The 13,485-nt window shown below is 73.6% G+C and carries 13 protein-coding genes and 1 pseudogene; 2 read left to right on the top strand and 12 right to left on the bottom strand.

Annotated elements, in window-relative coordinates:
• Position 1: 1 nt before the first annotated feature.
• Positions 2–391, top strand: a complete 390-nt coding sequence (locus FPZ22_RS03110) for a DUF423 domain-containing protein (RefSeq protein WP_144890201.1) — start codon at positions 2–4, stop codon at positions 389–391.
• A 4-nt stretch (positions 392–395) separates the two neighbouring features.
• Positions 396–1,061, top strand: a complete 666-nt coding sequence (locus FPZ22_RS03105; RefSeq protein ID WP_144890198.1) for a DNA-3-methyladenine glycosylase family protein — start codon at positions 396–398, stop codon at positions 1,059–1,061.
• A gap of 37 nt (positions 1,062–1,098) precedes the next feature.
• On the opposite strand, the pseudogene mfd reads toward FPZ22_RS03105, so the two are convergent.
• The 12 genes and pseudogenes from mfd to gspI form a co-directional block, all read right to left on the bottom strand.
• Positions 1,099–4,615, bottom strand: a pseudogene (gene mfd, locus FPZ22_RS03100) (transcription-repair coupling factor).
• 60 nt (positions 4,616–4,675) lie between these two features.
• Complete coding sequence (locus tag FPZ22_RS14375) at positions 4,676–4,903, bottom strand: hypothetical protein (protein WP_425463031.1); 228 nt, start codon at positions 4,901–4,903, stop codon at positions 4,676–4,678.
• A 405-nt stretch (positions 4,904–5,308) separates the two neighbouring features.
• Complete coding sequence (locus FPZ22_RS03090; RefSeq protein WP_144890192.1) at positions 5,309–6,166, bottom strand: 23S rRNA (adenine(2030)-N(6))-methyltransferase RlmJ; 858 nt, start codon at positions 6,164–6,166, stop codon at positions 5,309–5,311.
• Positions 6,167–6,210: 44 nt separating this feature from the next.
• Complete coding sequence (locus FPZ22_RS03085; RefSeq protein WP_144890189.1) at positions 6,211–6,762, bottom strand: phosphatase PAP2 family protein; 552 nt, start codon at positions 6,760–6,762, stop codon at positions 6,211–6,213.
• Positions 6,740–7,891, bottom strand: a complete 1,152-nt coding sequence (locus FPZ22_RS03080; RefSeq protein ID WP_144890187.1) for a glycosyltransferase family 4 protein — start codon at positions 7,889–7,891, stop codon at positions 6,740–6,742. Before FPZ22_RS03080 ends, FPZ22_RS03085 begins: the two co-directional genes overlap by 23 nt.
• 86 nt (positions 7,892–7,977) lie before the next feature.
• Complete coding sequence (locus tag FPZ22_RS03075; RefSeq protein WP_246120910.1) at positions 7,978–9,108, bottom strand: OprO/OprP family phosphate-selective porin; 1,131 nt, start codon at positions 9,106–9,108, stop codon at positions 7,978–7,980.
• Positions 9,109–9,116: 8 nt separating this feature from the next.
• Positions 9,117–9,896 carry a type II secretion system protein N gene (gspN, locus tag FPZ22_RS03070; RefSeq protein ID WP_168198918.1) on the bottom strand — a complete coding sequence of 260 codons (780 nt, stop codon included), beginning with the start codon at positions 9,894–9,896 and terminating at the stop codon, positions 9,117–9,119.
• Positions 9,893–10,378, bottom strand: a complete 486-nt coding sequence (gene gspM / locus FPZ22_RS03065; protein WP_144890178.1) for a type II secretion system protein GspM — start codon at positions 10,376–10,378, stop codon at positions 9,893–9,895. The genes gspN and gspM overlap by 4 nt, the downstream gene beginning before the upstream one ends.
• Positions 10,375–11,469, bottom strand: coding sequence for a type II secretion system protein GspL (gspL, locus tag FPZ22_RS03060; protein ID WP_168198917.1), 1,095 nt, complete (start codon positions 11,467–11,469; stop codon positions 10,375–10,377). The genes gspM and gspL overlap by 4 nt, the downstream gene beginning before the upstream one ends.
• Positions 11,466–12,479 carry a type II secretion system minor pseudopilin GspK gene (gene gspK / locus FPZ22_RS03055; RefSeq protein WP_144890173.1) on the bottom strand — a complete coding sequence of 338 codons (1,014 nt, stop codon included), beginning with the start codon at positions 12,477–12,479 and terminating at the stop codon, positions 11,466–11,468. Before gspK ends, gspL begins: the two co-directional genes overlap by 4 nt.
• Entirely contained in the window at positions 12,476–13,102 is a 627-nt protein-coding gene (gene gspJ, locus FPZ22_RS03050; RefSeq protein WP_144890170.1) for a type II secretion system minor pseudopilin GspJ, read from the bottom strand. The genes gspK and gspJ overlap by 4 nt, the downstream gene beginning before the upstream one ends.
• Complete coding sequence (gene gspI / locus FPZ22_RS03045) at positions 13,099–13,473, bottom strand: type II secretion system minor pseudopilin GspI (RefSeq protein WP_144890167.1); 375 nt, start codon at positions 13,471–13,473, stop codon at positions 13,099–13,101. Before gspI ends, gspJ begins: the two co-directional genes overlap by 4 nt.
• Positions 13,474–13,485: the final 12 nt, after the last annotated feature.

Genomic DNA, 13,485 nt, shown 5'->3' with positions numbered 1-13,485 from the left:
GATGAAGGTCCGCACGGAACGCCGCATCCCCGGATGCGGCGTTTCGCGTTTCCGCCGGGCGCTCGCCGCGGCCGGCGCCCTGTTGGCTTCGGCCGCGGTGGCGCTGGCGGCCTATGCCTCGCACGCCGCGGGGCCCGATGCCGGAGCCCGCCTGGGACTGGCCGCGGCCTTCGCCTTCGGCCACGGTCTTGCGCTGGCCGCGCTGGCGCCAGGTGCCGCGGGGCGCCTGAAGGTCGGGGCGCTGTGGCTGCTGCTGGCCGGCGTGCTGCTGTTTGCCGGCTCGCTGGCCGGGGCGCATTTCCTCGACCTGTCGACGCGGCTGGCGCCGGTGGGTGGATCCCTGATGATCCTCGGCTGGCTGGTCCATGCCGCGGCCGCGCTGCGGGACTGAGGCCATGCCGCGCCACGCCCGCGGTTACGACACCCTCGAGGCCGAGGCCTGGCTGGCGCGACGCGACCGTCGTCTGGCGACCTGGATCCGCCGGCTGGGTCCGATCGCGCCGGATCCGCGCTGGCGCCGCGGCTTCGATCCGGTGGACGCGCTGGCGCGGGCGATCCTGTTCCAGCAGCTCAGCGGCAAGGCGGCGTCCACCATCGTGTCCCGGGTCGAGGCCGCCATCGGCAGCACGCGCTTCCACTGCGACACCCTGGGCCGCATCGACGACGCGACCCTGCGCGCATGCGGAGTCTCCGGCAACAAGACCCTGGCGCTGCGCGACCTGGCGGCACGGGAGGCGAACGGGGAGATCCCGGACCTGAGGCGGATGTCGGTGATGGACGCGGATGCGATCGTGGCGGCGCTGGTGCCGGTGCGGGGCATCGGGCGCTGGACCGTGGAGATGATGCTGATGTTCCGGCTGGGACGGCCCGACGTGCTGCCGGTGGACGATCTGGGCATCCGCAAGGGGCTGCAACTCCTGGATCGGGCCGAGGCGATGCCGAAGCCGCGCGAGCTGGCGGTGCGCGGCGAGCGCTGGGGGCCGTTCCGGACGCATGCCGCTTTCTATCTCTGGCGCATTGCGGACTCCGGGGCGAAACCGGTCAATCGCTCACAGGATTGAGGCGGCTTCGGGGAAGAGGCGAGGCAGCGGGCGTGAGCTATGCCCGCGCAGGCGCCAGCATCGCCAGCAGCCCGCGGACGGCCTGGAGGCGCTCCTCCGGCGTGGGCAGTTCGAGCGTGAGCCGGAGCCTGTCGGGGCCGTCCATCCGATAGCTCTTCGGTTGCCCCTGGACCAGCCGGATGATGGCCATCGGATCGACCGAGGGCTTCTCGAGGAACTGGATCCGCCCGCCGTTCGCGCCGAGGTCGATCTTGCGGATGCCGAGCCCGGTGGCCTGCAGCTTCAGCTCGGCGATGGCGAACAGGAACTTCGTCGGGTCGGGCAGCAGGCCGAAGCGGTCGATCATTTCCACCTGCAGCTCACGCAGGGCGTCGGCGTCGCGCGCGGAGCTGATGCGCTTGTACAGCGTCAGCCGCGTGTGCACGTCGGGCAGGTAGTCCTCGGGGATCAGCGCCGGGACGTGCAGCTCCACTTCGGCGCCGCGGGAGGCGGTGCCATCGACGTCGGGCAGCTCGCCGCGCTTGATGCTGCGCACCGCGCGCTCCAGCAGTTCGGTATAGAGGCTGAAGCCGACTTCGGCCATCTGCCCGCTCTGGTCCTCGCCCAGCAGCTCGCCGGCGCCGCGGATCTCGAGGTCGTGGGTGGCGAGCATGAAGCCGGCGCCCAGCTCGTCCATCGATGCGATCGCATCCAGGCGCTTCTTCGCATCGGCGCTGATCGAGCGCCTGTCGGGCACCACGAGGTAGGCGTAGGCGCGATGGTGCGAGCGGCCGACGCGGCCGCGCAGCTGGTGCAGCTGAGCCAGGCCGAACTTGTCGGCGCGGTTGATGACGATGGTGTTGGCGTTGGGAATGTCGATGCCGGATTCGATGATGGTCGAGGCCAGCAGCACGTTGAAGCGCTGCTTCTGGAAGTCGAGCATCACCCGCTCCAGCTCGCGCTCGGGCATCTGGCCGTGGGCGACGCCGATGCGGGCCTCCGGCACCAGTTCCTGCAGCTGGCGCTGCATGCGGCCGATCGACTCGACGTCGTTGTGCAGGAAGTAGAGCTGGCCGCCGCGCGCGAGCTCGCGGTCGAAGGCCTCGCGCAGCTGGGCGTCGTCCCAGGGCACGACGAAGGTCTGCACCGCGAGCCGGTTGGCCGGCGCCGTGGCGATGAGCGACAGGTCGCGCAGGCCGGCCATGGCCATGTTGAGCGTGCGCGGGATCGGCGTCGCGGTCAGCGTGAGCAGGTGGACGTTGGCGCGCAGCGCCTTGAGCGCCTCTTTCTGGCGCACGCCAGAAGCGCTGCTCCTCGTCCACGATCACCAGGCCGAGGTCCTTGAAGCGCACGTCCTTCTGCAGCAACCGGTGGGTGCCGATGATGACGTCGATCGTGCCCTCGGCCACCTTCTCCAGCTCGGCCTTGATCTCCTTCGGGGTCTTGAAGCGCGACAGCACCTCGACCCGGATCGGCCAGTCGGCGAAGCGGTCGGCGAAGTTGCGGTAGTGCTGCTCGGCCAGCAGGGTCGTCGGCACCAGCACCGCGACCTGCTTGCCCGCTGCGGCGGTGGCGAAGGCCGCACGCACCGCGACCTCGGTCTTGCCGAAGCCGACGTCGCCGCAGACCACGCGGTCCATCGGCTGCGAGGACTGCAGGTCGCGCAGCACGGCTTCGATCGCGGAATGCTGGTCGGGCGTCTCCTCGAAGGGGAACGTGGCCGCGAAGGGTTCGTACATGCCGCGGTCGACGTCGATCGCAAGCCCCGCGCGCGCCTGTCTCTTCGCCTGGATCTCCAGCAGCTCGGCGGCCACGTCGCGCACTTTCTCGGCGGCCTTGCGCCTGGCCTTCGTCCACTGCTCGCCACCCAGCGAGTGCAGCGGCGCGGTTTCCGGCGAAGCGCCGGAGTAGCGGCTGATCAGGTGCAGCTGCGCGACCGGCACGTACAGGCGGTCGCCCTTGGCGTACTCGATCTCGACGTACTCGGCCGGCATGCCACCGGCTTCAAGCGTCACCAGGCCGCGGTAGCGGCCGACGCCGTGGTCCTCGTGCACGATCGGCGAGCCTTCCGACAGTTCGCCGAGGTCGCGGATGATGGCCTCGGGTTCGCGGCCGGCGCGCTTGCGCCGGCGCGGCGCGGCCGCGCGCTCGGGGAACAGCTGGCGCTCGGTGAGCACCGCCAGCGGCACGCCGCCGGCGGCCTCGGCGTCGAGCACGAAGCCGTCCTCGAGCGGCGCCACCGCGATCGCGAAGCGGGCGTCGCCGGCGGCGAAGGCGCGGAAGCCGGGGAGCACCGGCGGGTGCAGGGCGGCGGCGTCGAGCACCTCCAGCAGCGCCTCGCGGCGGCCGGCGGTATCGGCGGCGACCAGCACGCGGCCGGGCCAACTGCCGAGGAAGGTCTTCAGCGGGACCGCGGTGGCGTCGTGGCGGGCGGAGACCGGGAGTTCAGGCGCGGGCTGTTCGCCCAGCGCGACCGCGTCCGCATGGCGCGGATGGGTCGACCCGGCCACCTCGATCCGCGGCGCCTCGTTGAAGCGCGCGCGCAGTTCGTCCGGCGCCAGCCACAGCGCGCCCGGCGCCAGCACCGGGTGCTCGATGTCGTGCCGGCGCTGCTCGTGGCGCTGCCCGGCCTGGGCCCAGAAGTGGTCGGCGGCCGCGGGCGTGCCCTCATCCACCAGCGGCAGGGCACCTTCGCCCAGGTAGTCGAACAGGGTCGCGGTGGCCTCGCCTTCGAAGAACAGTGGCAGGTAGTACTCGATGCCGGCGGGCGCGGCGCCGGCCCTGAGGTCCTGGAACAGCGCGCTGCGCCGGGTGTCGATGTCGAAGCGGTCGCGCAGCGCATCCAGGGCGCGGGTGCGCGCGGTCTCGTCCAGCGGCACTTCGCGGCCGGGCATCAGCCGGATCGCGTCGACCTTCTCCAGCGAGCGCTGGCTCTCGGGGTCGAACACGCGGATCGTGTCGACCTCGTCGTCGAGCAGTTCGACCCGGAACGGCGCCGCCTCGCCCATGGGATAGACGTCGAGCAGGGCGCCGCGCACGGCGAAGTCGCCGGGGTCGTAGACCTGGGGCACGTTGCGGTAGCCGGCAGCCTGCAGGCGCCGCTTCTCGGCGTCGAGGTCCAGGCGCTGGCCCACGCGCAGGTCGAAGCTGTTGCCGATCACGTAGGAGAGCGGCGGCAGGCGCTGCATCAGCGTCTGCACCGGCACCACCAGCACGCCGCGCGTCATCGACGGCAGCCGGCGCAGGGTGGCCAGGCGCTGCGAGACGATCTCCGGGTGCGGGCTGAAGCGGTCGTAGGGCAGGGTTTCCCAGTCGGGGAAGGCCAGTACCGGCAGCGCCGGCTCCGGCCCGACCAGCGTCTGCAGGTCCGCTTCCAGCTGGGTGGCGGCATGGTTGTCGCGGGTCACCGCCAGCACCACCCCCTCGTGCGCGCGTGCGGCAGCGGCCACGAACCAGGCCAGGGCCGAGCGCGATGCCGGCGCGCGCCACCAGGCGCGCGGGCGGCCGGGGCCGGGCAGCGGCGGCGGGGAAAGCGGGAGGGGGAGGGTCTTGCCGGAGGTGGGCTGGTCGGTCATCAACGCGCGTGGGAACGGTGGCATCCGGACGGTCGTGCCGCCGGCGCAGGGGCGCGCAGTTTAACCCGGAGGTCCGTCCGCTCCGACGACGACGGGCGTCGCGGCCGCCAGCGGGAGGCGGACCCGCACGAAGCCGGGGTCTGCGCCTTCCACCACGCCGAAGCCCATCGACAGCGCGAGGTCCATCAGCGGCCCGTTGCCTTCCGGCACGTCGCCGTGGACCGCGGCCAGGCGCTTGCCGCGTGCCCAGCGCACCACCCTGCGGAGGAGGTGGCGACCCAGGCCCATTCCCGCGACGTTGCGTCCGACCAGCAGCGTGAACCGCGCCTCGCGCGCGTCCGCGGCGATGGTGGCATGGCCCAGGGCCGAGATCATGGCCTCGCCTGGAGGCAGGCGCTCGGCCACCACCAGCGTGAACGTGGTGCGGGCATCAGGCTGGGCCAGATGGCTGGCGTCGTCGGCGTCGACGGACCGGGCGCCCCGCAGCAGGTGACGCGCCGTCTCGCGCGGCTCCAGGAGTTCGAAGCCCGCGCTGAGGACCGGCGCATCCTCGGGACGGATGGGGCGGACCAGGACGTCGAGCCCGTTGCGGAGGCGGAGTTCCTCGTGCCACGGGGGAGGCGGTTTCTCGCAGCCATGGCCCGGATGCTGGCACGCGAGGAGTGAAGCCGACCTGCACATGCAGGTCCCGGCTCAGGGCGGGCTGCGCAGCCAGTGCACGCGCGCGCGCGCTCCGCGTTCGCCGAGGATCGCGGCCAGCGCTTCCAGGGCAGGCGCCAGCGCGGCGTCCAGTTTCCACGGTGGATTGAGCAGCAGCAGCCCGCTGCCGTTCATGCGCAGCGGTGAGTCGTCGGCGCGCACCATCAGCTCGGCCAGCAGGGCCGACTTCGCCGGCAGGTCGGCCGCGCGACGCTGGAAGGGCATCAGCGTGCGTCGCAGCTTGATCGGGTACCAGAGCGCGAACACGCCCTGCGGGAAGCGCCGCAGGCCGTCGCGGATCGCGGCCAGGGCATCGTCGAATTCGGCGAGCTGGGTTTCGTACGGCGGGTCGATGAGCACCAGCCCGCGTCCGATGCGGGCCTCGCCATCGCGCGGGGGCAGCAGGGCGCGCATGGCGGCGTAGCCGTCGCCCTCGCGGACGAGCACGCGGCGGTCGCCGGCGAAACCGTCCCGGAGCGCGGCCGCCTCCTCCGGCTGCACCTCGCAGCAGGCGATGCGATCGCCCTCGCGCAGCGCGTGCGCAAGCAGCCAGGGCGAGCCGGGGTAGGCGTCGGCGCCGTGCGTCTCGCGGCAGGCGCGCACCGCGGCGAGGTAGCGGCGCAGCAGGGGCTCGCGCGGGGACTCGGCGATCAGCCGCCCGATGCCATCGTCGGCCTCGCCAGTGCGCCTGGCGCTGGCGCCGGCGAGGCGGTAGAGGCCGCGGCCGGCATGGGTGTCGAGCGCGAACAGCGGCGCCGGCTTGGCCACCAGGGCGTCGCACAGGGCCAGCAGCACGACGTGCTTGAGGACGTCGGCGTGGTTGCCGGCATGGAAGGCGTGACGGTAGTTCATCGCGGCAGGATACCGCTCCGCCGCCGCCCCGCCCCGCGGACGGCTCAGGCCACGCCCGGAACCTGCGACCCCAGCCACAGCGTGCCGCCCCCGAGCACGCTGCCGATCACGGTGGCGGCGAGCACGTCGCTGGGCCAGTGCAGGCCGAGCACCACCCGCGACAGCGCCACCATCGCCGTGAACGGCACCAGCAGCCAGGCCAGCTCCGGGTAGTACGCCAGCGCGACGATGCTGAAGGACACCGCATGCAGGGTATGGCCGGACGGGAAGCTGAACTCGTCCAGCGGTGCGATCCAGGCGCGGATGCGGACATCGGCGGCGAACGGCCGCGGCCGCCGCGTCCAGTGCTTGAGTCCCTTGTAGAGCAGCAGGGCGATGGCACCGGTGGCGGCCATGTGCGCCGACGCGCGCAGGCCGTCGATGCCGTCGGCCAGGATCATCGCCGCCATCAGCACGTACCAGGCCACGCCGTCGCCGAGCCGGCTGACCGCGGCGAAGGCGCGCAGCACACCGCCGTGCGCGCACCACTCATTGGTGCGCAGGCAGAGGAAGCGGTCCGCGCCGAGGCGGCGCTCAGGCGATGGCAGCGTGGACATCGACAAGGCTCCGACGGCGGGCGATGCCCTCGAGGATGGCGTCGAAATCGGCCGCGACCTGCGCCGGCCGCAGCGACCGCACCGCCCGGCGCGCGTTGTCGCCCATGTCGCGGCGCGCCGCGTCCTCGAGCGAGAGCCGGCAAGCGGCGTCGATGAACGCGTCCTCGTCGTGGGGCGTGACCGCCGCGCCGTGCAGGCCGTGGCGCAGGTGTTCAGCGGCGGCGCCATAGCAGTATGCGACCGTCGCCACGCCGCTGGCCATGGCTTCGAGCGTGACGTTGCCGAAGGTCTCGGACAGGCTGGGGAAGAGGAAGAGGTCGGCGCTTGCGAAGTGGCGGGCGAGGCTGTCGCCGCGCTGCAGGCCGCAATAGATGAAGTCGGGGTTGGCCTGGCGGATGGCGGCGAGCTCCGGGCCTTCGCCGACCCAGATGAAGCGCGCGTCCGGGCGCAGTTCCTGCAGCGCGCGGAAGGCGCGGATCGCGAGGTCGAGGTTCTTCTCCGCGGCCACGCGGCCGACATAGGCCACGGCGAGGTCGCCGGGCGCCACGCCCCAGCGTGCGCGCAGGGCCTCGTCGCGGTGCGCGGGATCGAAGCGCCGGGTGTCGACCGCGCGCGGCAGGTGCACCACGTTGCCGAAGTCGAGTCGCTCGAGTTCGGCGCGCAGCTCCATGGTCGGCACCAGAGTGGCCGCCGAGCCGTTGTGGAAGCGTCGCATCCAGGCCAGGGCCACCGGTTGCATGAACTCCGCGCCGTAGTCGCGCATGTACTGGTCGAAGCGGGTATGGAAGCCGGTGGCCACGGGGATTCCGAGCGTCCGGGCCGCGCGCATCGCCGACCAGCCCAGCGGGCCCTCGGTGGCGATGTAGATCGCGTCGGGCCGCTGCCGGCGCCAGCGACGGCGCAGGCGTCCGGCCGCGGGCAGGCCGAAGCGCAGGCCGGCGTAGAAGGGCAGGCGGGCGCCGCGGGTGAGCAGATGGCCGGCGGCTTCGCGCTCCCGATGCTGCTGTCGTGGCCGCACCACCTCCACCTCGTGGCCGCGGGCGCGCAGGCCGCGCTCCAGCTCCCGCACGGTGAGCGCCACGCCGTTGACTTCGGGCGGATAGGTCTCGGTGACGATGGTGTAGCGCATGCGGGGCTCCGGTTTGACCGAAGCCTGACGATCGGCGGTGTCGCGCCTGTTGCACCGGAGTGACAGGCGCGTGACGCTGTTCCCGGCTACCAGTGCAGCTGCAGGCGCGCCTCGATGATCGACGGGTCGTCGTCGATCATCGCGCCGCTGGCGGCATCGGTGCGTCGGCTGGCGACGTCGACGTAGTTGAGCATGAGCTTGGCGTTCTTCCGCCAGTACCAGTTCATGCCCACGGTCCAGGCTTCCATGCGGCCGCCGCGCACGGCGCCGTCGTCCAGGTCGATCTGGTCGTAGCGCAGGCCGAGCTGCCAGAGGCCGGCGTCGCCGACCCGGGTGCGCGGCAGCCCGCCGCGGTAGCCCCAGGTCTCGCCACCCGGGTTCCACAGCACGCTGGCATAGCCGCCACCGGTGTCGTAGCTGCCGCTGCCGGTGCGGTCGCCGGAGGCGCGGAAATACTCGCCCTGCAGCTTCAGCGGGCCGCCGATCCACAGTGCTTCGACGCCCGTGGTCGCCAGGCGGTCGACGTCGGACAGGGTGCCGCTGTCGACCAGGCGCTGCGCGAAGTCGGCGTTGGGGCGCGCGCGCAGGCGCAGCCGGTCGTCCTCGGTGTCACGGCCGACGTGGCTCAGGCCCAGGTGGAGCACACGGCCGTCGCCCTTCACCGGCGCCCACCAGGTGCGCAGGCCGTAGCCTGCTCCGTGCACCTCATTGTCGAGGTTGCGGCCGAACCATCCCGCCGTGGCTCCGTGGCTGCCGGCGTCGTAGCTCCAGGACGCACCCAGGCGGCGCCCGACGGCATAGGTGCCGGTGGCGGCCGCCTTGGCGATGAAGTCGTTGTTCCTGCTCGAGGACAGCTCTTCCATGCTGTTGGGCTGCTTCGACTGGCCGACCAGCAGCGTATGGGTCGCCGCGCCGTCGCCGCCGAAGCTCCAGGACAGGTTGTTGTCGAGATAGCTCTCGTTCTCGGCGTCGTAGCCCAGCACCCAGGACAGTCCGCGGGGCCCGCTGCCCTTGAGCACGAGTTCGAGGCGACGGACGCCGGTGGCGCGGTCGCGGCCGTCGGCGCGGCCGTCAAGATCGAGGACGTCGTTGTCGAACCGGTAGCCGTCGACCTGGAACATCCCCTCGAACGCCAGGTCCGAGCCGGCCACCGTTCCGAGCGGAATCTCGGCGCGCGCAGGCAGGCAGCAGGCCGCACCCAGGATGACGGGGAGCATGAAAAGTTTCATGGGGATGTCGCGGTCCTGTCACATTCGGGGGGCGCAGTGTAGCGCGCCCCCGGTGGGCTCCCGCGACCTCCTGCAATCAGCCGCCCAGCCGTCCGCCGTCCACGCGGCTGAGGCCGCCGGGAGCCTCCTGGAAGCCCGCGGCGACCAGCGCCGCACGCACCGCGGGGTCGTCGCTGCGGGCCGTGGTCTGCAGCGTGTAGCGGCCGTCGGCTTCGACCCCGAGCGTCGCTTCCCAGCCACAGCGGACCGCCGGCGCCCTCCGTGACCAGGACCAGGCTGCCGGTGCGGCCTTCGCATGCCGGCGTGCCGGTGAGGAGCTGCGGTGGCAGCGTGTCTCCCGGCAGGGTGATCTCGATCCGGACCCGGCCACCGGCCTGGCGGCAGCCGCTGTCGTCGAACAGCAGGCGCGCGTCCTCGAGCGAGACGCGCAGGGCCAGGCCGGCCAGCGGTGGCAGAGGCAGCACGCCGTCGCCCCCGTCGAGGCCGCGCAGCCGGCCGCCGGCAAGCGCCAGTCGCGCGTCGTCGCCACGCAGCCACAGCCGCTGCCGGCCGGTGAGCAGCGGCAACGGGGACAGTCCGGCATCGACATCGCCATGGTCGACGCCGTGCCAGTGCACCGCGCGCAGCCGGCCGCGCCCCAGGCTGCCTCCGACCTCGGCCGCCGAGAGGCCGGCGGGCAAGGGCAGCCGCGGCAGGACCAGTTGCAGCGGCGCGGCCAGCAGCAGTGCGAGCGCGAACGCGCCCGCGAACCACCCGGCCAGGTTCCGGCCGCTCACGGCGCCACCCCGCCGAAGCCGACCTCGGCGCGCAGCTGGCCGTCGGCGCGTTCCACGCGCAGGGAGGAAGGCGCCAGGCCGTGTCCGGCCAGTCCGCCCAGCCATCCGAACAGTTCCGCAGAGCCAACGCGCTCGAATTCGAGCACGAAGGCACCGTCGGCGGCGCTGCGCTGGCGGCTGGGGGCGAGCCCGGCATCGCGGACGTCGTCGAGGATCCGCCGCTGCAGCGCTTCGCCGCCGGAGGGAGGCGGAACCGCCGCTCCCGAAGCGGTCAGCGCGGCGACCTCGGCCTCGATCGCCTGCAGCGCCGCGGCGGCGCGGTCATGGCGGGCCTCGGTGCCGTCGCGCAGCGCCCGCAGCGGCCACAGCAGGCCATACCACCAGGCGAAGGCCGCCAGCAGCAGGGCCATCGTTGCCAGCATCGCGCGCTCGCGGGATCCGCGGCCGCGGTACCACGCGAGGATGCGTCCGAGGGCGCTCATGCCGAGGGCTCCAGGACCAGGCCGGTGCGGAGGCCGCCAGGGGTCTCGGTGCTGCCGCCTTCGACGAGGGTCCAGCCATCGGCGGCAAGCGCGGCGCGCAGGGCCTCGATGTCGTCGGGGCCGGGGTGGAACACGACCGCGCGCACGCGGTCGCCGCGCTGGTACTCCAGTTCCACCAGGTGGGTGCCGGCGCGCGCGGCGACGGCGGCGAACAGGGCACCGGTCGCGGCGGCGAAGACCTGCGGCTCGCGTACCTCCCGCAGCCGCCGGGCGAGCGCGCCGGCATCGCCCGCCGCGCCGGGCAGGGCGTCGCGCAGCACCGCCCGGGCGCGGGAGTCCAGGCTGCGGGCGGCCAGCTCCAGCCGCAGCGTCTGGGCCCCCTCCAGCACCAGCGGTGAGGCGAGCAGGGCGAGCGCCAGCCAGGCCAGGCGCCGCCGCGCGATCGGACGCGCGCGGGCCGAGTCGAGGGCGAAGGCCTCCTGCAGCAGATCCACTTCGGGGCGCAGGGCGCCCGCGGCCAGGGCTTCGATGCCGCCCTCGACGAACGTCCGCGGGCGATCGCCCAGCACCTGCGAGGCCAGCGCCGGTGCGGCGCTGAAGGCGAGCCGCGGGCCGCGCACCAGCCAGCGGTCGCCGGCGTCGAGCACCTGCACCGGATCCGTGTCGTCGGCAGGGCGCGGCAGCAGCAGCGGCTCCGGCACTACCGCTCCGGCCCGCAGGCCGAAGGCTTCGGCGCGCGCGAGCCATCCGCGCAACAGCGCCGGCTCCAGCGAAGCCACGGTGCGTTCGGCGGCGGTGGCATCGGCATCGAGGGCGACGTGCAGCTCGGCGGGGCGTGCGAGCCGTGCGGAGAGCAGGGCCTTCGCCGCCGCCCGCGCCTGTGCCGCGCTGTGCGCGCGCAGTTCGATGCGCTCGATGCGCACCGCATCGCCGGCCACGACCAGCACCGTGCGCCCCATGGCCGGCACCGGTGGCATGGTCGCTCCGGGCGCGAGCGGAGTGCGCGCGAGCACGCGGCCGTCGTCGTCCACGTCCAGGCAGGTGGCCGCCGTCGCCGGGTCGGCGGGCAGGAACAGGATGCGGTGGTTCATTCGTCGTGTGTCCATCGTCGCGCCACCAGGCGCATGGGACCTTGGGAGTCGTCGTCGAGCAGGGCGCTCAGCACCACTTCCGCGCCGTCGTATTCCACTTCGGTGCGCAGGTTGAAGTAGCGCGTGCGCACCCGCAGTTGCTCGAGCACGGGATCGGACAGGCCGGCGGCGAGTACCAGCGGCTGGCTCGCGAACGCGGGCACGTCGCGCCAGCCGCCGGCCGGACGCGAGGCGAGCACGCGCCGGGCCGCCCCGGTGTCGAGCGCGCCGTCGCTGAGCATGGTCAGCAACACGGCGTCGTGCGCCTCCAGGGTGTTGACGTTCACCGGCGACAGCGCGGCATCGGGCAGCGCGCAGACGTGCGGGCGCAGGCGGGCGTAGGCGGCGGCGTCGTGGCCGGCGACCGCGCGCAGCTCGCTGGCTTCGGCGAGCAGGGCGCCGGAGGTGCGGAGCCCGGGGCCGCGGTCGGCGTAGGCGGCGTCCTCGGCGCCAGCGGGCCCCGGCAACTGATCGCTGTCGATCCAGTCGACCAGGGCATCGGCCATCGTCGCCGCCTGCGCGGGCGTGAACTCCAGGGCGCGCAGGAGGGCCAGGTACTGGCGCACGCCGGCCTCGCGCCGTGTCCAGTGGTTCGGGGCGCCCTCGACCACGCTGTTGAGGTTGAAGCAGGCGGTGCCATCGTCCACCCGAACGCGCATGGCGCCGCCGTCGATCGGGAACACGAAGGGGCGGCCGTTCCAGCCGCCCTCGAGCGTGGTGCGGCCGTTCCCGGCGTCGAGCCGGGCGATGCGCGCGCGCGCCAGCTCCTCGCTGCCGAGCGCGTACCACTGCGCCTGCGTCAGCGCCTGTGCATTGCCGGTGCGGCGCAGGCCGAAGCGGATGTCGTCGAGCACCGCCACCAGCAGCACGGTCATCACCGCCACCAGCAGCAGCACGGTGAGCAGGGCCGCGCCGCGTTCGGCGCGCGCGTCGCGCACGAGGGGCCAGGCGCCGGTCGGGACGGGGCTCATCGCCCGGTCCCCGGCAGCAGGAAGCGCTGGCGCACCTGTCCGATCGCGTCGAGTTCCATGGTCAGCTCGATCGCCGCGGGCAGTTCCGTGGCGCCTCCGGGCCAGCCGTCGTTCCAGTGGTCGCCGGTGAGATAGGCGACGCGCGCATCGCCGACGCCGTCGATCAGCACACGCGCCGACGGTGGCACGGCGGCGTCCACGGACGCGCGCGCGCTGCGCTCCAGGCGGCCGTCGACGATGCGGTACTCGACGTACTCCAGCGAGGCGCGGGGCAGGCCATCGGGGTTGTCCAGGCCGCGGCGGACGAAGGCGAACAGCGGACCGGCCTCGCCCGGGCGGTTGCCGACGAAGGCGTGGCGCGTGCTGCCGCCGTCGGCGCCGCGCACCAGCCGCACCGCGGCCTGCGACAGGTCGGCGCGCAGCAGGGCGCGCGCGCGCTGGAACTCGCCCAGGCGGTCCATGCGTTCGCGCAGGACGCCCTGGCTGTCCGCGGCATGGGCCATGACGGTGACGCCGGCGGCGGCGATCAGGCCGAAGATCGCCAGCGAGGCCAGCACCTCGAGCAGGGTGAAGCCGTGCTGGCCACCGGCGGCCGCGCCTCGGAACCCGGGGATGGCGCTCATCGCGGCAGGCTCCGGAACAGCGACACCTCGGCGGCCACGCGCGCCTCGCCCGCGGGCGACACCGCGATGTCCACGCGCAGCAGCGACGGGTCGGCCGTGGGCGTGGTGCTGCGGGTCCAGTGCCACGCGACGCCGCCGGCCACCTCGCTGCCGCGCGCGTCGTCGGCAAGGGCGCGCACGTCGAGGGTGGCGGCGTCCACCGCGACGTTGTCCGCGACCACCGCCGCCAGCATCCGTTCCTCGATCGCCACGGCGGTGCGCGTGCTCTCGCCGGCAAGGTTGAGCAGGCCGAGGACCGCAAGCGCGAATACCGCCAGCGCGACCAGCATCTCGATCAGCGAGAAGCCCGCGGCGGATGACGCGGAGGCCATGCTCCGGCGCGG

Source organism: Luteimonas granuli (assembly GCF_007795095.1).
Taxonomy (GTDB): domain Bacteria; phylum Pseudomonadota; class Gammaproteobacteria; order Xanthomonadales; family Xanthomonadaceae; genus Luteimonas; species Luteimonas granuli.
Note: the sequence above shows the minus strand (reverse complement) of the source record. Positions and strands in the feature narration are given on the sequence as shown.